The following is a 19,693-nucleotide window of genomic DNA, read 5'->3' as shown; positions in this document are numbered from 1 at the left end:
AATTACAATGAACAGCATTCTTGATTGAAGCATCCAGAATGATCTTATTGACATTTATTAAGTATAACCTTAAAATAGATTTACTATGAAACTATCAGAAATCAAACAGCATTTGGCAGACGCAGAAAGTGTGAATTTCAGACTGGAAGACGGTACTATGGTACCAGAGCATTTCCACGTTACGGAAGTGGGTATTATAACCAAAGATTTCATCGATTGCGGCGGTGTTGTGAGACACGAGAAAGTGGCCAACTTCCAGCCTTGGGATGCAGATGACTATGAACACCGGCTAAAAGCGGGCAAACTTCTTGGTATCATAGCATTATCGGAAAAGGTACTTGGTATGGAAGATCTGGAGATTGAGGTGGAGTACCAATCGCAAACCATTGGAAAATACGACCTCGGTTTTGACGGAAAAGACTTCCTGCTTGTTGCGAAGAAAACCGCTTGTCTCGCAAAAGAGCAGTGTGGCGTTCCGGAAGTGAAACCTAAACTGCAGATGCAGAATCTTGCAGCTTCTGGTTCCGTATGTACCCCAGGTGGCAGCTGTTGCTAAAAGTTGCTTATTTCCAGTGCATTGCCACAAGGTCTGCAACATTCCAAACCCAGGCGCCGACCAGGGAAGAATGGGATCGAGGACATCTGTCTAATCTGAGGTATGTTTTGCTCGAAAACGGGCAGGCTGCGGGTTGGGCAGCACTTTCTCCGGTTTCCGGGAGGTGTGTTTATGCAGGTGTAACGGAGGTAAGCTTGTAGGCACAACATAAAAGATTAAAAATAATGAAGAAAATATTAGTGTTATGTACTGGCAACAGCTGCAGAAGTCAGTTAGCCGAAGGATATCTCCGGCATTTTGCAGCTGGAAAAGCTGAAGTTTACAGTGCTGGCGTTGAAACACATGGTGTTAATCCCAAAGCCGTGGAAACAATGAAAGCTGATGGCATAGATATCTCAAAACATACTTCAAATCATATTAACGAATACCAGGATATGAACTTTGACTACGTGATCACGGTCTGTGACCATGCCCGGGAGGTATGTCCCTTCTTTCCTTCTGGTGCAGAAAAGTTTCATTATAACTTTCCCGATCCTGCAAAAGCGACTGGCACTGCCGAGGAGATCATGGAACAATTCCAGACCGTCCGCGATATGATCAAACAATATTCAAAAGCGTTTATCGAAAAGCATATCTAAATTATGTCTGCAAATAATTGTGCACCAGCTGCGGAAAGAAAAAGGTTAGGCTTTTTAGATCGTTACCTTACCTTATGGATCTTCCTTGCCATGGCAAGCGGTATAAGTATTGGCTACTTCCTGCCATCCTCCTCCAGCTTCATCAATGCTTTCTCCAGTGGCACCACGAATATTCCGCTTGCGATCGGTTTAATTTTGATGATGTATCCACCGTTGGCAAAAGTGAAGTACGAGAAAATGGGCGAGGTATTCAAAGATACCAAAGTACTTAGCATTTCGCTGCTGCTGAACTGGGTTGTTGGTCCAATCCTCATGTTCTTCCTGGCGATCTTTTTTTTAAAGGAATACCCTGAATATATGGTCGGCTTGATTTTGATTGGATTAGCGCGTTGTATCGCGATGGTGGTGGTGTGGAATGAACTTGCAGAAGGTAACCGGGAATACGCTGCAGGTTTGATCGCCTTGAACAGCATCTTCCAGGTGCTCTTGTACAGTGTTTTTGCTTACCTGTTTATTACCGTTTTGCCGCCGTATTTTGGAGTCGAAGGTCTCGAAGTGAATGTTACCATTGCTGAAATCGCAAAAAGCGTGGGAATTTACCTTGGAATACCTTTTGCCTTGGGAATCATCAGTCGTTACGGCTTGATCGCGTGGAAGGGGGAGGCATGGTTTCAGAACAAGTTCGTGCCTTTGATATCGCCCATTACCCTGATTGCCTTGTTATTTACCATTCTGATCATGTTTAGCCTAAAGGGTGAGCTGATTGTTCAGATCCCACTGGATGTGCTGCGAATTGCCATTCCACTGGTTATTTATTTCTCGCTCATGTTTGTTTTAAGCTTTTTCGCAGGGCGCTATTTCGGTGCAGATTACTCCAGGAGCACATCTATCGCGTTTACAGCTACTGGAAATAACTTTGAGCTGGCAATTGCAGTGGCCATCGGGGTATTCGGGATCAACTCGGGGCAGGCCTTTGCCGGCGTGATTGGGCCACTTGTTGAAGTGCCCGCCTTGATTGCGCTGGTGAACCTGGCATTTTATTTTAGAAAGCGCTATTACCGGGCTGAGCTGAAAAACTAATAAAGCAGTAATAAACCATGATACAAGCCCGAATGCAGGTATTCTTAGAATTATTTTAACTTTGAGATTATGACAAAAGAACAAATACAGGATTTAAGGGACAGAGTAGCGTCGCTGAGGAGGCATCTTTGACGTCGAAAACCGACTAGAAGATATTTATATCGCGCAGCAGCTCACGCTGGCGCCAGATTTTTGGGATGATCCTAAGAAGGCTGAGAAGCATCTTGCTTCATTGAATAGTATGAAAGTGTGGACGGACGCCTGGCAGCAGGTGAATGCCATGCTTGAGGATACCGAAGTGCTTTTCGAGTTTATGCTTGCTGGTGATGCCAGTGCAGAAGAAATGCAGGAACAGTACGAGAAATGCCTTGCAGCGATCGAGGACCTGGAGCTGAAAAATATGCTCAGCAGTAAGGAAGATCAGCTGCATGCGGTAATGCAGATTACGGCAGGCGCAGGAGGTACCGAAAGTTGCGACTGGGCCGCCATGCTGATGCGTATGTACATCATGTGGGGGGAGAAGAATGGCTACAAGGTTACCGAGCAGGATTCCCAGGAAGGGGAGGTGGCAGGCATTAAGTCAGTAACCCTTCAGTTTGCCGGCGAATTCTCTTATGGTTATCTCAAGGGTGAAAACGGTGTGCATCGCTTAGTGCGGATCTCGCCATTTGATTCCAATGCCCGTAGGCATACTTCTTTTGCCTCGGTGTACGTGTATCCGCTCGTGGATGATTCCATTGAGATTGATGTAAAAGATTCGGATGTAGAGTTTGAAACTTTTCGCTCCGGTGGTGCTGGTGGACAGAACGTGAACAAGGTTGAAACGGCGGTTCGTTTGTACCACAAACCTTCGGGTATCGTGATCAAAAACCAGGAATCTCGTTCACAGCTGCAGAATAAGGAAAATGCTATGCGCTTACTGAAATCCCAGCTTTATGAAGCGGAAATGCGGAAACGTATGGAAGCGACTGCGTTGATCGAGGGATCCAAGAAGAAAATTGAATGGGGATCGCAGATCCGCAACTATGTGCTGCACCCTTATAAACTGGTGAAGGACCTTCGTACCAATTACGAGACTTCAAATGCACAAGGTGTATTGGATGGGGATCTTAATGAATTTCTAAAGGCATATCTGATGGAATTTTAAACTGAAATATATTGTAAGATAGCCTCATGCAGAAGCACAAGACTATCTTACAATATTAATGCTTGATTACATGGGTGTCTCGTACACTGCTAAAGGTCAATGCTAAAAGCTTCCAATCACTATTTTCCTTTTTGTAGACCTCAGTAACGGTGAATTCATTTAAAGCGTCGTTGCCACGAACATGAGCCGTTAAGGTAATCCTGTTCCAGACAATCGCAGTGTTACTGTCTATTACCTCCACAGCAACATCATGAACATCAGCCTTCTTGTACCAGATGCTCCCTGATTTAATAATATTGAGTTCCTCGTCTTTTTTCCAGGTTCCACTCATATGTACAAACTTGGATTTATCGTGAAACAATGCAGCAAGTTTCTCGACATTTTTGTCGGCCATCCATTGCCACTTGCTTTTTGATAGTTCCTTTATCTCTTGTTCCGTATTGGTTGTAGACGTTTGCCCGATAGAACCTTGTAGATTCATGAAGAATAGAAAGAGGACTAGAATTGATGTTTTCATACGAATATTGATTTAAATATGGGTTTAGAAGTTAGCAAGATATACACTGTCAGGTACGGCTTCCAGCCAAACTGTAGGACCTTTTTCTCGACCTGTAACGGCAAGCTGAACAAATGCGCTATCTGCACTTGCACCGTGCCAATGGGCCAAGTTAGGCGGGCATTTAACCACATCGCCCTTGCGTAAGATCATTTTTGACTTTCCTTTTTCCTGGTAATAGCCAACCCCAGCGGTAGCCAATATAATCTGACCAGCTGGGTGCGTATGCCATTTGCTTCTTGCACCGGGAGCGAATGTGACATTTCCTACTGCCGTTTCATTCAAGCTGTCTGCATCCACAAGCGATTTCACCCAGACCTCACCTACAAAATTATCATTCGTATTTTTATCACCTTTAGGGAAAATAGGTGCTGCTGTATCTGCCAATTTTTGATCTTGGGTACAAGCCATGATGGTGGCGGCTACAAGTGGTAGAAAGTATTTGATCTTATATCTCATTGGTTTGACATTAAAGGTTGATTTTATAGAAATTAGTGAGTTTGCTTACTGCCTGAGTTACATATTCGGGTTTCCAGTAGGTTTGAATGTGAGTTGCTCCATTAATAACAAAGAATTCCTTGTTTTTGGCGTTGACCGCTTTGTTAAAAGCTGTATCTGTCATATACTTTGTATCCGCATTGCTGCCTGCAATCATGAGCAACGGTTGATTGATCAATTCCATGTTGCTGGTGGCATCCCAGGTCATCAGATCAAGCATACTACTCATAGTGTATAAAAAGGTTGAATTCGGGTGCGCATGGCTGCGATAATAGTATTCATATCCCTCGCGATAAAGATCAGTTGAGGTTTTTGCGATTTCTTCATCTGTGATACTTGCAACGCCAGCATATTGAATATTGCCACCTGCAGCTTCCTGATTGCGACCATCGCTTGCTTTTTGTAGACGTTCCTGAATAGTAGCTACCTGAGTATGCTGAAATCCATTTCGCCTTACCTCGCCAGAATTAAACATGCTTAAAGTAGCGACCGCTTTAAATCGTTTGTCTCCCTGTGCGGCTTTCAAAGTGTACCCACCACCACCACAAATTCCTAGAACGCCTAATTTGCTGGGTTCAACACCCGGATATCGACTGATGTAGTCAGCCATACCATGTATATCTTCGACCCGATTTGCCGGTTTGTCCGTATGACGTGGTTCTCCGCCACTCCCACCCTGGTAAGCCGCATCGGCAACTATAGTTACATAGCCAGCTTCAGCTAGACGTTGAGCGTACAGGCCTGCAGTCTGCTCTTTAATCCCGCCATTCGGGTGTGCGATGATAATGGCTGAATGTTTACCTTCAGCCGTATAGTTTGCAGGAGTGTAGACGTTGGCAACGATTTCGATTCCGTTAAGCTTGTACTTAACCGGGTGAATATTCACCTTTCCATTTTCATTTTTAGTAATTGCTCCTTCATATACCAATGTATAAGGATTCTGTTTATGCCTTTGTTGAGACTTGACAGGAATTGATGTCCAGTTTACAATGAATAATGCCATAGCTAGGATCGTGCTTATTCTTTTCATTCAGCTATCAGTTTTTGTTTTTCAGGACTTCGCTTAACTCGTTTTTCGCAGCCAGCGTCTTTTCTTTGCCAATAATGGGCTTAACAACGTCGATAAACTGTTGTAATTGGCCCGCTGTTAAACCAAGATTAAGGCAGATGTTTAAGTGGGAGCGTAGCATCGGTTCAGCAGCCCCGATACTGCTGATCACAGATATCGTCACCAGTTCACGGTCTTTATAGCTGAGCACATCCCGTTCAAAAATGTCTGCAAACAGATGTTCTTTAAGGAAGACCTCCATGGTTGGTGCAAAAGCTGCATAGCCCTTTTTAGGGCCGATTTCTTTTACACCGGTTAGCTTTTCTAATATTGCTTTACCGCGATCAAACTTGTTTCCTTCGGGCGTAATTGCCGATGCTTCAGCACCCATGACATCATTGATGCCCTTGGATTTACGTTCGTCTAAAACTGTCATTAAGGTTTGCAAGCCACGAATGCTTCGTGGAAATCCACAATAAGCATAACTATGCAATATGGCTTCTTTGATTTCGTTTACCGTCAGTCCCCCGTCTAACCCGGTATTTAAATTTCCTTTCAAGGCCGTTAGGTCGCCTTTAGCAGTTTGCGCAGAAATGGCGATCAGGCTTTGCTGTTTTGCAGTCAGCGAATTTTCTTTTTGCGGAGCCTGCGCCTTGACTTTCGAAAAGAGCGAAATGGTAAGTACCAGAATTATGCAGATTGCCTGCATGTTAAACCTTTTCATATGCTTGAACTATTTTTTAATTCCAATTTTTTTCAGCCAGTTTCGCACCTGTAAGTTTGCCTGTTTTTCCTTCTCGCCTTTCATCACAAAAAGAATCCCGTCACGTTCTATTCCCCCCTTGATGGAGAAACCCTCCAGGATTTTGCTGTCTGGTGCCAGCGCTTCTACGGTTTGAAAAGTGCTCCCGATGCCATAGCCTGCATTGGTGTTGAATGGGATAATCGTTTTTCCTTTTAGATTGTAGCTGCTCAGAAAGGTTTTTATCGGGGGCGGTAGTTGCATGCCCCAGGTCGGAAAGCCTACAAAGATGATGTCGTACTGTGTAATATCGTCGATTTTAGTCTTGAGTGCCGGCAAGTAGCCCGTGCTGTTTTCTTTTGCTACTTGGTCCACAATAGCCCTGTAGTTCTTCGGATATGGCTTTTCTAATTCTAAAGACACCAACTTTCCGCCAGCCTGCTTTTGAATGATCTCTGCAATTGCCTTGGTGTTGTTTGTCCTTGATAGATAAACAATGAGCACTGAATGCTGAGCCCTTAAACAACCACAGCCTATACACATGATGGTTATTAACAGCGTGCTGAATTTGATTAATGTTTTCATAACTCCTCGTTAATCACAAATATCATGTGATTTGAAGCGCTTACTGTAGATAGATTACGGAGATGGTAACCAATGTTACTGATCAAGGCCTTTTTCTTCTAACCAGTCCGACAGCAAATCAGCGATTTGGACATTATTCAGATCTGAAAATGGAAAGTGGGTATTACCATTGATTCCAAGCTCAGGCAAGTGCACTACTTTTGCATCACCTCCATGTTGATTGATGGTTGCCGCCCAAATTTTTGCCATTTCAAGTCCTGACCGCCAGTGATCTTTGTTCCATACTGTGGTTGGTTCCTTTGCAATGTTATCGCCGTAATAAATAACGATGGGCAATTTCGTCAACTTCATAAAATCAGACAAGGGGATTTCAGTGCCATTCAGGGCTCCAAACAATCCACTTGATTTTATGGGTTTGGGGAGTTCACCTTTAGGGAAGACAAAGCCACTGTAGGGCTCATAGGCGACAATAGCTTTTACCTTGTCGTTTTTAATTGCTGTGCTCCAGCCCGGGCCGCCTCCCTGGGAATGTGTTACTAAAATACCCCCTCCAATTTTTTCAAGCAGGTTCGAGATCGCATCCGAGATCACATTGGCATCGAACGGACCGGTATTTGGGGTCATTTGCCTGTAGAACTGTTCTAATGCCGCAGTGTCTTCAGGAAATTGCACGCCGGGGAAATATTCCGGGTAGTTACCTATTCTAAATTGGGCAAACCAAAATTGTTCATCTGCAACCGGCGCCAGGTTTGCTGCAATCATACTCCGTCCTGCAGCACCACGTCGTGGTTGATCAAGCAGGTAAACGCCAAAACCTTTTCTTAAAAAAATATTCTGGAAACCATCGCGACCATCCGGTGTAGTTTCCCAGGTTTTCCTGGACTGTCCGGCGCCATGTAAAAAGATCATTGGATACTTTTTTGGACGAACCGGTATTTGGTAAAAGACATAAGCATGATCACCATGATAGGTTTGTCCAGCAGGTTTAAGGGCATCATTCAGGTTGAACTTTCCAGGTTCTTTTTTCTGAGTTCCACCAATAGCAAAGCTGCCCTGCGTCTTGATTATCAAGGCACTTTCTTCAGCATGGGGTTTGAAAACCTTGCATGCTGAAGAAAGTGATAAAACGATGCTTAGCGCTAAAATTGCTTTTCTTCTTTCCATAATTTTCTTCATCAGTCATAGCGTTATTTGCCAATCATCTTTTGATTTTGCTGCGAATATCGATGGCCTTGTATTTCAATTTGAGATACTGCAGCTTCAATTTCATTTAGATCATGTGTAGATAGTTGAACACGGGCAGCAGCGATATTTTCTTCCAGGCGATGTAATTTAGTGGTTCCTGGTATGGGAACAATATATGGTTTTCGCGCCAACAGCCAGGCAAGCGCTATCTGGGCATTCGTCGCCTGGTGCTTTTCAGCGATCGTAATTAGCAGGTCCACCAGCACCTGGTTAGCTTTCCGGTTCTCTTCCGCAAAACGTGGTACCGTATTTCGAAAATCATGCTCGTGGAATTTGGTGTTTTCATCGATTTTGCCGGTGAGAAAGCCCTTACCAAGCGGGCTGAATGGCACAAAGCCGATTTCAAGTTCTTCTAGAAGAGGTAATATTTCCCTTTCAGGTTCACGCCACCAAAGCGAGTATTCACTTTGCAAAGCCGTAACCGGTTGTACAGCATGTGCTTTTCGGATGGACTGAACTCCTGCCTCGGAAAGTCCAAAATGCTGTACCTTGCCTTCCTGGATTAGATCTTTAACCGTCCCAGCGACATCTTCTATTGGCACATTGGGATCCACCCGGTGTTGGTAGAACAGGTCAATGCGATCAGTTCGCAACCTTTTAAGTGAAGCTTCAGCAACTGCCCTGATGGTTTGCGGGCGGCTGTCAAGTCCTTCACTGGTCTTTGCGTTTTTGAAGCCAAACTTGGTCGCTATTATGACCTCATTGCGAAATGGGTAAAGTGCCTCGCCCAGCAACTCCTCATTAGTATAAGGGCCATAAACCTCGGCTGTATCGAAGAAAGTGACGCCGCGCTCAAAGGCTGTTCTAATTAAATCGATAGCTGTTTTTTTATCTGCTGCCGGTCCGTACCCGAAACTCATGCCCATGCAGCCCAGTCCAAGTGCGGATACTTCCAGCCCAGTTTTACCTAATATTCTTTTTTCCATTTTTTTGTTTCTAAATGTTTATTGATCCAGTTTTCTTTCGCCCAACCACTTTACCATTGCAGGATCGCGGTGGTCAAAAAAGCTGCTGGTATTGGTATCTAAGGCTTTAATGGTTTCCATTTCCTCGTTACTGAGCTGGAAATCAAAGATGTTAAAGTTCTCTTCCATTCTTTCTTTTCGAACAGATTTGGGAATGGCAACCACGCCGCGCTGGGTGAGCCAGCGGAGCACCACCTGAGCAATCGTTTTATGATGCTTGGCTGCGATAGCTCCAAGTACTTCATTATGGAAGATGTTATTCTTACCTTCCGCGAACGGTCCCCAGGATTCTATTTGAACATTATGTTCTTGCAAGAACTGCTGGGCAGAAATCTGTTGATGAAAGGGATGGGTTTCAATCTGGTTAACTGCAGGTACGACCTCGTTGTGCAGCATCAGGTCGATCAGCCGATCCGGATGGAAATTACTTACGCCTATAGCTCTGATCTTTCCTGCTTTATATAAATCTTCCATTGCCCGCCATTCTCCATAAACATCACCAAAAGGCTGATGGATCAGGTAAAGATCCATATAGTCAAGCTGCAGCTTCTTCAGAGCGTTTTCAAAGGCTTTCATGGTCCCATTATATCCGTCAGCTTGTATCCAAAGTTTAGTGGTGATAAAGAGTTCCGATCTTGGCACCCCACTTTGCTTTATTGCCCTTCCCACCGCCACTTCATTTGTATAGGAAGCAGCAGTATCAATAAGGCGGTATCCGCTTCCAATAGCCTGCAATACACTGCGCTCACACTCCGCGAGATCTGTGACCTGGAAGACTCCAAAACCCAAAATGGGCATCTCAATGCCGTTGTTTAATTTAACTGATTCCATTCCTCATCCGGTTTAATTAATTACCTTCTACAAATATCCCCTTGGTAATGAGCGGGAATGGTATATAAATTCCTGCTTTTACTACCATTTTTACTGATCGGAATTCTGCTCTAGTAACAACCTCGTTGAATTTTTTATGTTTGTATAAACAGACAAATCAGTCATGGAAAAAGAATATAACTTTAAGACAATCAGTGAATATAATAGCTTTAACAACCATGAAACACTGCACCCACTGGTGAGTGTGATTGACTTTTCAAAGGCTAATAAAAGAACTGGTTCTAAGATGAACTTCGATCTCTATTGTATCTTCTTAAAGGATGTAAAATGTGGTGACTTAAAGTATGGTCGTCACAATTACGACTATCAGGAAGGCACATTGGTTTTTGTTTCACCTGGACAAACGATAGATGTTGAGAATAAAGTAGACGTATACCAGCCTATGGGCCATGGTCTGGTATTCCATCCAGATCTGATCCGGGGAACTTCATTGGCGAAAGTGCTTGGCGATTACCATTTCTTCAGTTACCACACCAATGAGGCTTTGCACCTTTCCTCTAAGGAGCGGCAGTTGATACTAGATTTATTCCAGAAAGTTAAAAGCGAACTTGAGCAGTCGATAGATAAACACAGTAAAAAGCTAGTTGCTTCTACAGTTGAGTTGTTGCTTAACTACTGCGATCGATTTTATGATCGTCAGTTTATTACAAGAGAAACAGCCAACAAAGGTGTTCTTGAAAATTTTGAGGAATTGTTAAACGGATACTTTAAATCAGAAAAACCTTATACCATTGGACTGCCGTCTGTAGCGTATTGTGCAGAGCAGCTTCATTTTTCAGCCAACTATTTTGGAGACCTTATTAAAAAGGAAACGGGAAAAACCGCACAGGAATTTATACAGGAAAAAATTATTGATGTTGCCAAGGATAAGATTTTTGAACGTGACCGCTCGGTAAGTGAGATTGCTTATGAACTTGGGTTTAGATATCCGCAGCATTTCATCCGGCTTTTTAAAAAACGAGTAGGGCACACACCGAATGAATACCGGATTCTCAATTAACAAGCAACCTTCATTAACCAATATAATCTTATGAAAAATGTTTTTTTTACACTGTTGATTCTCATTGGCGGTGTTTATACCTCTATCGCACAGGCGCCTGCGGGCAATCAAGCCGCTCCAACCAGGACGGAACAAGTACTGCTGGATCTTTCAAAAAAGAAATGGCAATGGATGGCTGACAAGAATGTGGATTCGCTAGGTTTATTGTTCCATTCCAAGGCCATGTTTGTACATATGGGTGGCAGCTGGGGAACCGAAAGAGAGCTGGATGTCATTAAGTCAGGAAATATTCATTACAAAAAAGCTGAGGTCTATACTGCTTCGGTTAAGATGATTGGTAATACCGCGATCCTTTTGAACGACATAGATCTGGTCGCCGTCGTGGGTGGCAATGAGGTCATCAATCCTTTCATGGTTACAGAGGTGTACATTCAGGAAAATGGAAAATGGAAAATGGGTTCGCTCACGTTTTCAAGGCTCGCCAGACCAGTTAAGCTGCAAGCGGGTAAGCAATAGTAATTACAGCTCAAATCTAATCCAACTCTCATGAAAAACTTTCTATTGGGCCTGGTTCTATTTATCGGCTGGTCAGCTCATGCTCAGGAGGCTCCTCCAACAGTACGTACCCGTGCCGGGATTTTGCAAGGCCTGATCGAAGGAGATGTTTCGGTTTTTAAAGGAATACCCTATGCTGCTGCACCGGTAGGAGCGAATCGTTGGCGCCCTCCCCAACCGTTTCCGGCCTGGCAGGGTGTGCGGGCTGCGACAAAGTTCGGAACGGATCCTGCACAAATGGGATTCCCTCGCAGTGGAAATAAAATTGCTGCGACATCGTCGGAAGATTGCTTATTTTTAAATATTTGGCGCCCGGCAAATGTCTCGTCTGACGCTAAACTGCCGGTCATGGTTTGGATCTATGGCGGCGCTTTTGTGTTTGGAAGCGGTGCTCAACCTGGGTATTCAGGGGTAAACTTTGCTAAACAAGGGGTAATACTCGTGACCATCAACTACCGCCTTGGTCGTTTGGGATTTTTCGCTTTCCCGGCGCTTAGCGATGAGCGGCAAGATGAGTTTAAAGGCAATTACGCTTATATGGATCAAATTGCAGCACTTCAGTGGATTCAAGAGCATATTTCTGCTTTCGGTGGGGATCCGAAGAATGTGACCATTTTTGGGGAATCTGCAGGTGGTGTATCTGTGCAATCGCTGCTAACGATTCCAAGCGCCAGCGGCCTTTTCCATAAAGCAATTGTGCAATCTGGAGGTGGTCGTGACGGAGTGCTGACCGGGCGCCCCATTAACAAGGAAAATGTTGATAGATATTACCCGGTTTCGGCTGAGCAAATAGGTGTTAATTTCGCTAAGAAAAAAGGAATTGAAGGTACGGATGCAGCAGCGCTTGTTAAATTACGTAGCCTGAGTGTTGAAGATATCATAGATGGTGGACAGGAAACGGATGGCCCAGGTGGAGCACCTACTTACTCCGGACCTATTCTGGATGGTAAATTGGTAACTGAAACAGCTCAAAGCGCCTATGTTGCAGGTCGCGTACCGAAGGTGCCGCTGATCATTGGCTCAAATAGTGCAGAGATCGAAGCTGGATTCATCAACGCAAACTCGAAAGCAGAACTATTCGAATTATTTGGCGACAGGGCAGATGAAGCCAAAGCCATTTATGACGCTGACGGGACTACTGATTTTGCTAAAATGCGAACGATGGTCATCACAGACAAGGTATGGGCGGAACCTGCGCGTTTTACGGCAAAAGCATTTGCTTTGAAAAAAGTTCCATCCTATGTGTACCTTTTTTCTTACGTATCTCCTTCGATGAAACAACGCATGCGATTTGGGGCGGCACATGCCTCAGAAATCCCCTATGTATTTGACAATCTTAGCAGTTGGAATGGAGCGACAATAGCACCTAAAGATAAAGAGGTGGCTAAGATGATGAATACGTACTGGGTAAACTTCGCTAAGACTGGTAATCCAAATGGAAATGGAGTTCCGGAATGGCCGGGCTATGCTCCGAATGAAGCTAGAGTAATGGAAATTTAGGAAGATGGAACAGCGTTGGGTAAGGTCGACCCGGTTAAAGCAAGAACAGATCTGATAGAAAAAGCCGTTACCACCGGAACTTTCCAGTGGTAAATAAATCATTACTTAACTACATTCAGGTGAATTAAACCCAACATTAAGAATTGAAGTTGGTACGCATGCATGAGTATGATCGCTAAATCAGGTATATTAAACAACAATCTCAACAGATATGATTGCAAAACAACTTAACCAACGCAAGCATAAAGGCACATTAAGGTCAATTCTGGTCATGGCCGTGCTATTGCTAATCGTGGGCTTTATGGCCTTTGGGTCAGCAATTGGGGACAAAAAGCAGGTCTTGGAAGGCAAGCCTATCGTGGTAAAAGATAGTGTTGCTTCAGTTAAGGCCTTTGAAAAGGTCTATGCTGTACTGATGAGTCCACGTTGCATGAATTGCCATCCTGCGGGTGACGTACCGTTGCAGGGTGATGACAGTCACCTTCATTCGATGCTGCCAAAAAGGGGGGCTGATGGGAAAGGTGTGTATGCGATGAAGTGCATGAACTGTCATCAGCCAACAAACACGCCGGGCCTGCATACGCCTCCTGGAAATCCGGATTGGCATTTACCACCGGCAGATATGAAAATGGTTTTTGAAGGCAGATCACCTTATGAGCTTGCTAAACAGCTGGTCGATCCGGAGCAGAATGGGCATAAGGACATTAAAAAACTCATTGAGCATGCTGATGACGACCTGGTACTGGCGGGCTGGAACATGGGCGAGGGCCGTACTCTTCCGCCACTGAGCCACGCTGAATTTAAGAAAGCCTGGACCACCTGGCTAAGCACTGGTGCATTTGCACCCCAGGAGAAATAATCATTTAAAGCATCGTTAAGACATTCTAAATGGAAAACCTTAAAACAAATAATAGCAGGCGCACATTTTTAAAATCATCGCTCTTAGCAGGCGGCGGGCTATTGATCCATTTCAGCGGCCTTGCCAAATTTGCACTTCCACATCATGAAGCCGGGCAAGTTGCGGAACAATGGACTGAAATTAACGGTTACGTTAAGATCAGTCCTAAGAACGTAGTCACAATCCTCTGTCCAAATCCAGAGTTCGGACAAAATGTGATGACTTCACTCCCCATGATTGTAGCTGAAGAGCTGGACCTGGACTGGAAGAAAGTAGTTGTGGAGATGGGTCCGCATGACAATGTAAAATTGGGTCCGCAGTTTACTGGTGGCAGTAATTCCATGCGGATGTACTGGAAGCCGCTTCGGGAAGCGGGGGCAGCAGCACGTCAGATGCTCATACTTGCTGCGGCAGAAGCCTGGAAAGTACCGGTAGAAGAAGTTACGACAAAGAGCGGAATGCTTTATCATGATAAGAGCGGTAAGCAAGCTACCTACGGAGATTTCGCAGCCAAAGCTTCTGGAATTCCGGCTCCTAAGGGTGTTAAGCTAAAAGAGGTAAAAGATTTTAATGTTGTCAGGAAGTCTCAGAAAAATGTAGAAGGAACAAAACTCATCAGCGGTAAGCCGCTTTTTGGCTTAGATTATCAGCATGAAGGTATGCTGATTGCCATGATACATCATCCGCCAGCATTTGGCCTGACGCATAAATCTTATGATGCGACAGCTGCACTTAAGATGCCGGGCATAAAAGATGTATTTACCATAAAGGTATACGAAGAGGGCTTTGAACAGGGTGGCTTCGATGTGCGAACCTTTAATGACCTGATCGTAGTTGTGGGTAAAACCACCTGGGAGGTTATGAACGCCCGCAAAAAACTGGTCGTTGAATGGATGCCTGTCGGAGATGTTAAAAATACCATGGCTGGCCGGGACGGGAAAAGAGAGGTTGTTGTTCCAGGAGAACTTGAGCATACAACGACCCAGCTGCAGAAAATGCGGGAATATGCTAAGCGGCCCGCTCAGCAGTTGAGAAGAGACGGTGATCCGGAAACAGCATTTAAGAATGCAGCAGAGATCATCGAGCGGACTTATGATGCACCGTTCCTGGCGCACAATTGTATGGAGCCCATGAATTTCTTCGCCCATGTGACGGAGGACAAGGCACTGCTTGTAGGTCCTTTACAAGCGCCGGGATGGACCGAACCTACACTGGCCAAAGTTTTAAATCTTCCTCCAGAGAAAATCGAGATCCAGATGACCAGAATGGGGGGAGGGTTTGGCCGCAGGGCCTATGGACACTACCTAGTGGAAGCTGCGCTGATCTCCAGAAAAGCAAAAGCGCCGGTAAAGTTAATTTACAGCCGTGAGGATGATACCACATATGGTATTTACCGTCCAATGTATACTGCTACTTACCGGGCCGCCTTAGACGCCAATAAGAATCTAATTGCTTTCCATGTCAAAGGTGGTGGGATTCCTGAACATGCCATTCACGCCAACCGCTTTCCTGCTGGTGCGGTCGACAATTACCTTGCAGAAAGCTGGGAAATACCGTCTAATATTACCATAGGTGCATTCCGGGCGCCAAGATCTAATTTCAACGCGGCGGCTGAACAATGCTTTCTGGATGAGCTTGCAGAGGCCATGGGCAAGGATCCGATTGATTTAAGGTTGGAGCTATTAAAAAGAGCAAAAGAAAATCCGGTAGGCAAGAACAATGAATATGATGCAGATCGGTATGCCGGGGTGCTGAAGTTGGTACGGGAGAAATCCGGATGGGATAATGGAGCTGCTAAACCATATAGTCGTGGGGTTGCCGCTTACTTTTGTCATAATTCCTATGCGGCACACGTCGTGGATCTGGTGTTAAAGGATGGCCATCCCTATGTGGAGCGGGTTTTCAGCGTGGTGGACTGTGGCATTGTAGTTAATCCGGATGCGGCGATAAACATGGTTCAAGGCGCAGTGGTAGATGGCATTGGTAATAGCCTTTATGGTGGATTGACACATAAGGAAGGTGTGGTTCAGGAACAAAACTTTGACAGTTACCGCCTGATCAGAATGCATGAGGTCCCGAAATCAATTGATGTTTCCTTTGTGCAAAATGATATAGACCCTACTGGGCTTGGTGAACCACCTTTTCCTCCGGTGTTTGGAGCCGTAGCAAATGCACTTTATAAGGCGTCCGGCAAACGCCACTATCAGCAGCCCTTTGGTTTATCTAAAATCAACGTTTAGTTCAGCAATTTTAAACTGTCATTTCAACCATGATCACTTTAAATATCAATAAAAAAACTTACAAGTTAGCCCTGGATCCAAATACCCCTTTGTTATGGGTATTGCGGGATCACCTTGGTCTTGTTGGCACAAAATATGGATGTGGGGTTGCCCAATGTGGCGCCTGCGTGGTGCATCTGGATGGTGAGGCTGTTCGCTCATGCGTTACAAAAGCCAGTCGCGCTGAGGGCAAGAAAGTCGTAACGATAGAAGGTTTATCAGAAGCCAACGACCACCCATTGCAGAAGGCCTGGCTGGAATTGGATGTCTCACAATGCGGGTACTGTCAGGCTGGACAGATCATGTCGGCCGCGGTGCTGCTTAGGGAAAACAAGAACCCCTCAGAACAAGACATCAACGATGCTATGGCCGGGAACATTTGTCGTTGCGGAACTTATCTGCGCATTAGAGAAGCTATTCAGTTAGCTGCTAAAGCGAGCAGCTCCAAATAATACCAGCTTATTTGATGCTACCTGCTGATCAGGGCATTAAATGATGAAGATTACAGGTCTGTATTGTTTAAGATGTTCTGTAGTTCCTTCAACTCGGCAACTTTCTCTGTAGCGCCCAGATTCTCATAAGAGGAGATCAGGTTCCTGATGATTCTTCTGATAATTTCCACGTTGCTGCAAGGTGCATAAAAACCCGGCAGGGGCTCGAGCTGAAGCTGGCGAAGGAATTGGTCAACATCATGTTTTCCAAATATTGCACCTTTATTGAAAGCATTGATGTAGAACAATACGCCAAAATCATGCTCCTCACGTTTGCTTTCATCCAGATAACCTAGAATAAAATGCTGCGGCAGATTTACACCATATATAGGTATGTCCAGTTTCTGGGCAAGTGTGGAGTAAATCAGTGCCAGTGAGATCTGGTTACCTTTCTTGCTCTCCAGCACCTGGTTCAGGTAGGAGTTTTGTGGATCAGTATGATTCGTGGTGTTTCCGCGGAAACCATATACATTATAGAATATGTGGTTGATGAGTTTAACCTTTTCGATAGAACTCATTTCATATTGGAGGTTCAGCCATATCTCCCTTTTAATTTCCTCGATCTGATTGATTATTTTCTGCTCATCCAGATCCGGAAACTGGTAGCGGTTTACAATGAGCGCACCTTTAAGCAGGTCGAAGGCGCCGCTCTGGTACCAGAGATTTAGATCTTCTCTAACGGTATTGAACTGGATTTGATGCACCACATTTTCAATGCGCTGCTGCAGGGTGGCATCCGGTGCGGTTTCCCAGACATTCTCCAGGTACTCGATCACTTCATTTCCATGTTCTACCAAGCGTTTTTCTACATGTTCAAATATTTCAGGATCGGGATCGTCAAGCAGTTTCACTAAGGCGTAAATTTCTGTACTGTTATTCATAGTATGCTATTTGAATTGTTTGCCCTACTTTTGCGGCCATGGCTTTTACTTTTTTTAAGGACTATCTGTTACACCGCCTCAGCGCCAAAAGCAGGCATGGTACACATTCTCCATTTGTTTATAAACTTGCTGATGAAGTTATTTATGATAAACGTCAGTATGAAGATTATCATATCATCGAGGCACAGCGTAAACGACTATTGAAAGATGATTCCATGGTTCAGGTAACAGACCTTGGTGCCGGATCTCATTTGAACAAGGATCGGACCAAAAAAGTTAAACAAATTGCGAAGAATGCCCTCAAGAGTCCGGCGCTGGCACAGCTCATTTTCAGACTTGCAAAATTCAACAAGCCCAAGCTGATCATTGAGTTAGGCACCTGTCTTGGCATTACGACTTCCTATTTATCTAAAGCTGCTCCCAAGGCAAAAGTGATTACGATTGAAGGCTGCCCACAAACCGCCGCGGTAGCTGGAAAGAACTTCGAGGAACTGCAGCTGGAGAACATCAGACTGGAGGTTGGTAACTTCGATCATATCCTTCCAGGTATTCTGGATGCTCAGCAACAGCTGGATTTTGTTTATATTGATGGGAACCACCGCAAGGATGCAACTTTGAATTACTTCAAATGGTGTTTACCCAAGGTTCACGAAAACTCCATGTTGATCTTCGACGACATTTACTGGAGTGCAGGTATGAAAGAAGCCTGGGCAGAGATTAAGGCACATCCGCAGGTGACCGTTACAGTCGATTTATTCTGGATTGGACTGGTGTTTTTCAAGAAAGGGCAGGCTCGTCAGGATTTCAAATTAAAAGTCTAAGTATAAATTATTGAAAAGCAGGTATATGCCCGGCTTAACTATTAAAAAATATTGTCTATTTTTGCACTTTAATAAAAAGACCAAGAATGAGTACAACTAGAGGACCTATATCACAATTTTTAGAAACCAATTATCTTCATTTTAACGCTGCCGCTTTGATGGACGCTGCGAAAGGATATGAGCAGCACTTAGAGGAAGGTGGAAAAATGATGATCACCCTAGCGGGTGCAATGAGTACTGCTGAGTTGGGTATTTCACTAGCTGAAATGATCCGTCAGGATAAAGTAGCCATTATTTCCTGTACAGGTGCAAACCTGGAAGAGGACATCATGAACCTTGTTGCACATTCACACTATAAAAGAGTTCCAAACTATAGAGACCTTAGTCCGCAGGACGAGTGGGATCTTTTAGAGAACCACTACAACCGTGTTACCGATACCTGTATTCCGGAAGAAGAAGCTTTCCGTAGGTTACAGAAACACATACATAAAATCTGGAAAGACGCTGACAATGCTGGTGAGCGCTATTTTCCGCATGAATTTATGTACAAGATGCTGTTGAGTGGTGATTTGGAACAATACTATGAAATTGATCCAAAAAATTCATGGATGCTTGCAGCTGCCGAGAAAAATCTTCCGATCGTAGTACCGGGCTGGGAAGACTCTACCATGGGTAATATCTTCGCGTCGTACGTGATGAAAGGGGAGTTAAAAGCCAGCACCATGAAAAGCGGTATCGAGTATATGGGATGGCTTGCAGACTGGTATATCAACAACAGTGCTGGTAAGGGCATTGGCTTCTTCCAGGTTGGTGGCGGTATCGCCGGCGATTTCCCGATCTGCGTTGTTCCAATGTTATATCAGGATATGGAGATGCCGAATATTCCATTCTGGAGTTACTTCTGCCAGATCTCAGATTCGACTACATCTTACGGTTCTTACTCCGGTGCTGTACCGAATGAAAAGATCACTTGGGGTAAATTAGACATCAATACACCGAAGTTTATTGTGGAGTCTGATGCGACAATTGTAGTGCCTTTAATATTCGCATGGATACTAAAAAAGTAATTCAAAATATCAAATTCTAGCGCCTGGTTTTCAGGCGTTGCGAAAATCAGCAAGTACAAAAAATTGCTGATTTTCGTGCTTTAAAGGCATTTTATGGCCTAGTTTAGAATGATTATAAATTGAAAATGCTGTCATTAATTTGTCATTGGTATACTAATAAACTTTACTTTTGTTCACGTTTTGATAGTTAGGCATTCGATTAAATATCAAGATCAATCATACAGTTTTAATTAAAAGCATTAAAATACTC

The 19,693-nt window shown here is 44.3% G+C and carries 21 protein-coding genes; 12 read left to right on the top strand and 9 right to left on the bottom strand.

Annotated features, from left to right (window positions below):
• The first annotated feature begins 85 nt into the window (after positions 1–85).
• The 4 genes from ACTHQF_RS02805 (at position 86) to prfB (ending at position 3,421) form a co-directional block, all read left to right on the top strand.
• Positions 86–556 (top strand): DUF6428 family protein, encoded by a 471-nt coding sequence (locus ACTHQF_RS02805; protein ID WP_440428328.1) that lies wholly within the window; start codon positions 86–88, stop codon positions 554–556.
• Between the two features lie 224 nt (positions 557–780).
• Positions 781–1,194, top strand: a complete 414-nt coding sequence (locus tag ACTHQF_RS02800) for an arsenate reductase ArsC (protein WP_440428327.1) — start codon at positions 781–783, stop codon at positions 1,192–1,194.
• Positions 1,195–1,197: 3 nt separating this feature from the next.
• Positions 1,198–2,274 carry an ACR3 family arsenite efflux transporter gene (gene arsB / locus ACTHQF_RS02795; RefSeq protein WP_440428326.1) on the top strand — a complete coding sequence of 359 codons (1,077 nt, stop codon included), beginning with the start codon at positions 1,198–1,200 and terminating at the stop codon, positions 2,272–2,274.
• A gap of 69 nt (positions 2,275–2,343) precedes the next feature.
• A protein-coding gene (prfB, locus tag ACTHQF_RS02790) for a peptide chain release factor 2 (protein WP_440428325.1) occupies positions 2,344–3,421 on the top strand; the annotation gives its coding sequence in 2 pieces (ribosomal slippage) (positions 2,344–2,403 and positions 2,405–3,421; 1,077 coding nt in all).
• 55 nt (positions 3,422–3,476) lie between these two features.
• On the opposite strand, the gene ACTHQF_RS02785 is transcribed toward prfB, so the two are convergent.
• From ACTHQF_RS02785 to ACTHQF_RS02750, 8 genes are all read right to left on the bottom strand, one after another.
• Positions 3,477–3,938 (bottom strand): nuclear transport factor 2 family protein, encoded by a 462-nt coding sequence (locus ACTHQF_RS02785; RefSeq protein ID WP_440428324.1) that lies wholly within the window; start codon positions 3,936–3,938, stop codon positions 3,477–3,479.
• A 24-nt stretch (positions 3,939–3,962) separates the two neighbouring features.
• Complete coding sequence (locus tag ACTHQF_RS02780) at positions 3,963–4,436, bottom strand: cupin domain-containing protein (protein ID WP_440428323.1); 474 nt, start codon at positions 4,434–4,436, stop codon at positions 3,963–3,965.
• A gap of 10 nt (positions 4,437–4,446) precedes the next feature.
• Positions 4,447–5,505 (bottom strand): alpha/beta hydrolase, encoded by a 1,059-nt coding sequence (locus ACTHQF_RS02775; protein WP_440428322.1) that lies wholly within the window; start codon positions 5,503–5,505, stop codon positions 4,447–4,449.
• 7 nt (positions 5,506–5,512) lie between these two features.
• Positions 5,513–6,247 (bottom strand): carboxymuconolactone decarboxylase family protein, encoded by a 735-nt coding sequence (locus ACTHQF_RS02770; protein WP_440428321.1) that lies wholly within the window; start codon positions 6,245–6,247, stop codon positions 5,513–5,515.
• Positions 6,248–6,256: 9 nt separating this feature from the next.
• The gene (locus tag ACTHQF_RS02765; RefSeq protein ID WP_440428320.1) at positions 6,257–6,850 is read right to left on the bottom strand and encodes a flavodoxin; all 594 of its coding nucleotides are present in this window, start codon (positions 6,848–6,850) and stop codon (positions 6,257–6,259) included.
• Between the two features lie 75 nt (positions 6,851–6,925).
• On the bottom strand, positions 6,926–8,014 hold the full coding sequence (locus ACTHQF_RS02760; protein ID WP_440428319.1) for an alpha/beta hydrolase: 1,089 nt from the start codon (positions 8,012–8,014) through the stop codon (positions 6,926–6,928).
• A 23-nt stretch (positions 8,015–8,037) separates the two neighbouring features.
• Positions 8,038–9,021, bottom strand: a complete 984-nt coding sequence (locus ACTHQF_RS02755) for an aldo/keto reductase (RefSeq protein ID WP_440428318.1) — start codon at positions 9,019–9,021, stop codon at positions 8,038–8,040.
• Between the two features lie 18 nt (positions 9,022–9,039).
• A complete protein-coding gene (locus tag ACTHQF_RS02750; RefSeq protein WP_440428317.1) occupies positions 9,040–9,891 on the bottom strand; it encodes an aldo/keto reductase in 852 nt (283 codons plus the stop codon).
• A 163-nt stretch (positions 9,892–10,054) separates the two neighbouring features.
• Here ACTHQF_RS02750 and ACTHQF_RS02745 point away from each other — a divergent pair, with 163 nt between their 5' ends.
• The 6 genes from ACTHQF_RS02745 to ACTHQF_RS02720 all read left to right on the top strand — a co-directional run bounded on the left by ACTHQF_RS02745 (position 10,055) and on the right by ACTHQF_RS02720 (position 16,635).
• Complete coding sequence (locus ACTHQF_RS02745) at positions 10,055–10,951, top strand: helix-turn-helix domain-containing protein (protein ID WP_440428316.1); 897 nt, start codon at positions 10,055–10,057, stop codon at positions 10,949–10,951.
• A gap of 30 nt (positions 10,952–10,981) precedes the next feature.
• On the top strand, positions 10,982–11,467 hold the full coding sequence (locus ACTHQF_RS02740; protein ID WP_440428315.1) for a nuclear transport factor 2 family protein: 486 nt from the start codon (positions 10,982–10,984) through the stop codon (positions 11,465–11,467).
• 30 nt (positions 11,468–11,497) lie between these two features.
• Positions 11,498–13,006: a carboxylesterase/lipase family protein gene (locus ACTHQF_RS02735; RefSeq protein ID WP_440428314.1), complete on the top strand. Its 1,509-nt coding sequence runs from the start codon at positions 11,498–11,500 to the stop codon at positions 13,004–13,006.
• A gap of 211 nt (positions 13,007–13,217) precedes the next feature.
• A complete protein-coding gene (locus ACTHQF_RS02730; RefSeq protein ID WP_440428313.1) occupies positions 13,218–13,865 on the top strand; it encodes a hypothetical protein in 648 nt (215 codons plus the stop codon).
• 29 nt (positions 13,866–13,894) lie between these two features.
• Positions 13,895–16,144, top strand: coding sequence for a molybdopterin cofactor-binding domain-containing protein (locus tag ACTHQF_RS02725; protein ID WP_440428312.1), 2,250 nt, complete (start codon positions 13,895–13,897; stop codon positions 16,142–16,144).
• Between the two features lie 29 nt (positions 16,145–16,173).
• Entirely contained in the window at positions 16,174–16,635 is a 462-nt protein-coding gene (locus ACTHQF_RS02720) for a (2Fe-2S)-binding protein (protein WP_440428311.1), read from the top strand.
• A 50-nt stretch (positions 16,636–16,685) separates the two neighbouring features.
• Here ACTHQF_RS02720 and ACTHQF_RS02715 read toward each other — a convergent pair whose 3' ends face one another.
• Positions 16,686–17,555, bottom strand: a complete 870-nt coding sequence (locus tag ACTHQF_RS02715) for a transglutaminase-like domain-containing protein (protein WP_440428310.1) — start codon at positions 17,553–17,555, stop codon at positions 16,686–16,688.
• A 38-nt stretch (positions 17,556–17,593) separates the two neighbouring features.
• Between ACTHQF_RS02715 and ACTHQF_RS02710 the strand changes: the two genes are divergently transcribed.
• Together ACTHQF_RS02710 and ACTHQF_RS02705 are read left to right on the top strand one after the other, a co-directional pair.
• Complete coding sequence (locus ACTHQF_RS02710; RefSeq protein WP_440428309.1) at positions 17,594–18,376, top strand: O-methyltransferase; 783 nt, start codon at positions 17,594–17,596, stop codon at positions 18,374–18,376.
• Positions 18,377–18,462: 86 nt separating this feature from the next.
• Positions 18,463–19,443 carry a deoxyhypusine synthase family protein gene (locus tag ACTHQF_RS02705; protein ID WP_440428308.1) on the top strand — a complete coding sequence of 327 codons (981 nt, stop codon included), beginning with the start codon at positions 18,463–18,465 and terminating at the stop codon, positions 19,441–19,443.
• Positions 19,444–19,693 lie beyond the last annotated feature (250 nt).

The sequence above is a fragment of the Pedobacter sp. SAFR-022 genome (assembly GCF_051965375.1).
Classification (GTDB): domain Bacteria; phylum Bacteroidota; class Bacteroidia; order Sphingobacteriales; family Sphingobacteriaceae; genus Pedobacter.
The sequence above is the reverse complement of the archived record's forward strand: the minus strand, read 5'-3'. Positions and strand labels throughout refer to the sequence as shown.

Coding starts and splice junctions, on each gene's coding strand:
- ACTHQF_RS02770 (WP_440428321.1), bottom strand. CDS start 6,247: ATGAAAAGGTTTAACATGCAGGCAATCTGCATAATTCTGGTACTTACC.
- ACTHQF_RS02720 (WP_440428311.1), top strand. CDS start 16,174: ATGATCACTTTAAATATCAATAAAAAAACTTACAAGTTAGCCCTGGAT.
- ACTHQF_RS02715 (WP_440428310.1), bottom strand. CDS start 17,555: ATGAATAACAGTACAGAAATTTACGCCTTAGTGAAACTGCTTGACGAT.
- ACTHQF_RS02755 (WP_440428318.1), bottom strand. CDS start 9,021: ATGGAAAAAAGAATATTAGGTAAAACTGGGCTGGAAGTATCCGCACTT.
- ACTHQF_RS02775 (WP_440428322.1), bottom strand. CDS start 5,505: ATGAAAAGAATAAGCACGATCCTAGCTATGGCATTATTCATTGTAAAC.
- ACTHQF_RS02780 (WP_440428323.1), bottom strand. CDS start 4,436: ATGAGATATAAGATCAAATACTTTCTACCACTTGTAGCCGCCACCATC.
- ACTHQF_RS02735 (WP_440428314.1), top strand. CDS start 11,498: ATGAAAAACTTTCTATTGGGCCTGGTTCTATTTATCGGCTGGTCAGCT.
- ACTHQF_RS02765 (WP_440428320.1), bottom strand. CDS start 6,850: ATGAAAACATTAATCAAATTCAGCACGCTGTTAATAACCATCATGTGT.
- ACTHQF_RS02800 (WP_440428327.1), top strand. CDS start 781: ATGAAGAAAATATTAGTGTTATGTACTGGCAACAGCTGCAGAAGTCAG.
- ACTHQF_RS02745 (WP_440428316.1), top strand. CDS start 10,055: ATGGAAAAAGAATATAACTTTAAGACAATCAGTGAATATAATAGCTTT.
- ACTHQF_RS02705 (WP_440428308.1), top strand. CDS start 18,463: ATGAGTACAACTAGAGGACCTATATCACAATTTTTAGAAACCAATTAT.
- ACTHQF_RS02750 (WP_440428317.1), bottom strand. CDS start 9,891: ATGGAATCAGTTAAATTAAACAACGGCATTGAGATGCCCATTTTGGGT.
- ACTHQF_RS02725 (WP_440428312.1), top strand. CDS start 13,895: ATGGAAAACCTTAAAACAAATAATAGCAGGCGCACATTTTTAAAATCA.
- ACTHQF_RS02730 (WP_440428313.1), top strand. CDS start 13,218: ATGATTGCAAAACAACTTAACCAACGCAAGCATAAAGGCACATTAAGG.
- ACTHQF_RS02760 (WP_440428319.1), bottom strand. CDS start 8,014: ATGGAAAGAAGAAAAGCAATTTTAGCGCTAAGCATCGTTTTATCACTT.
- ACTHQF_RS02740 (WP_440428315.1), top strand. CDS start 10,982: ATGAAAAATGTTTTTTTTACACTGTTGATTCTCATTGGCGGTGTTTAT.
- arsB (WP_440428326.1), top strand. CDS start 1,198: ATGTCTGCAAATAATTGTGCACCAGCTGCGGAAAGAAAAAGGTTAGGC.
- ACTHQF_RS02785 (WP_440428324.1), bottom strand. CDS start 3,938: ATGAAAACATCAATTCTAGTCCTCTTTCTATTCTTCATGAATCTACAA.
- ACTHQF_RS02710 (WP_440428309.1), top strand. CDS start 17,594: ATGGCTTTTACTTTTTTTAAGGACTATCTGTTACACCGCCTCAGCGCC.
- ACTHQF_RS02805 (WP_440428328.1), top strand. CDS start 86: ATGAAACTATCAGAAATCAAACAGCATTTGGCAGACGCAGAAAGTGTG.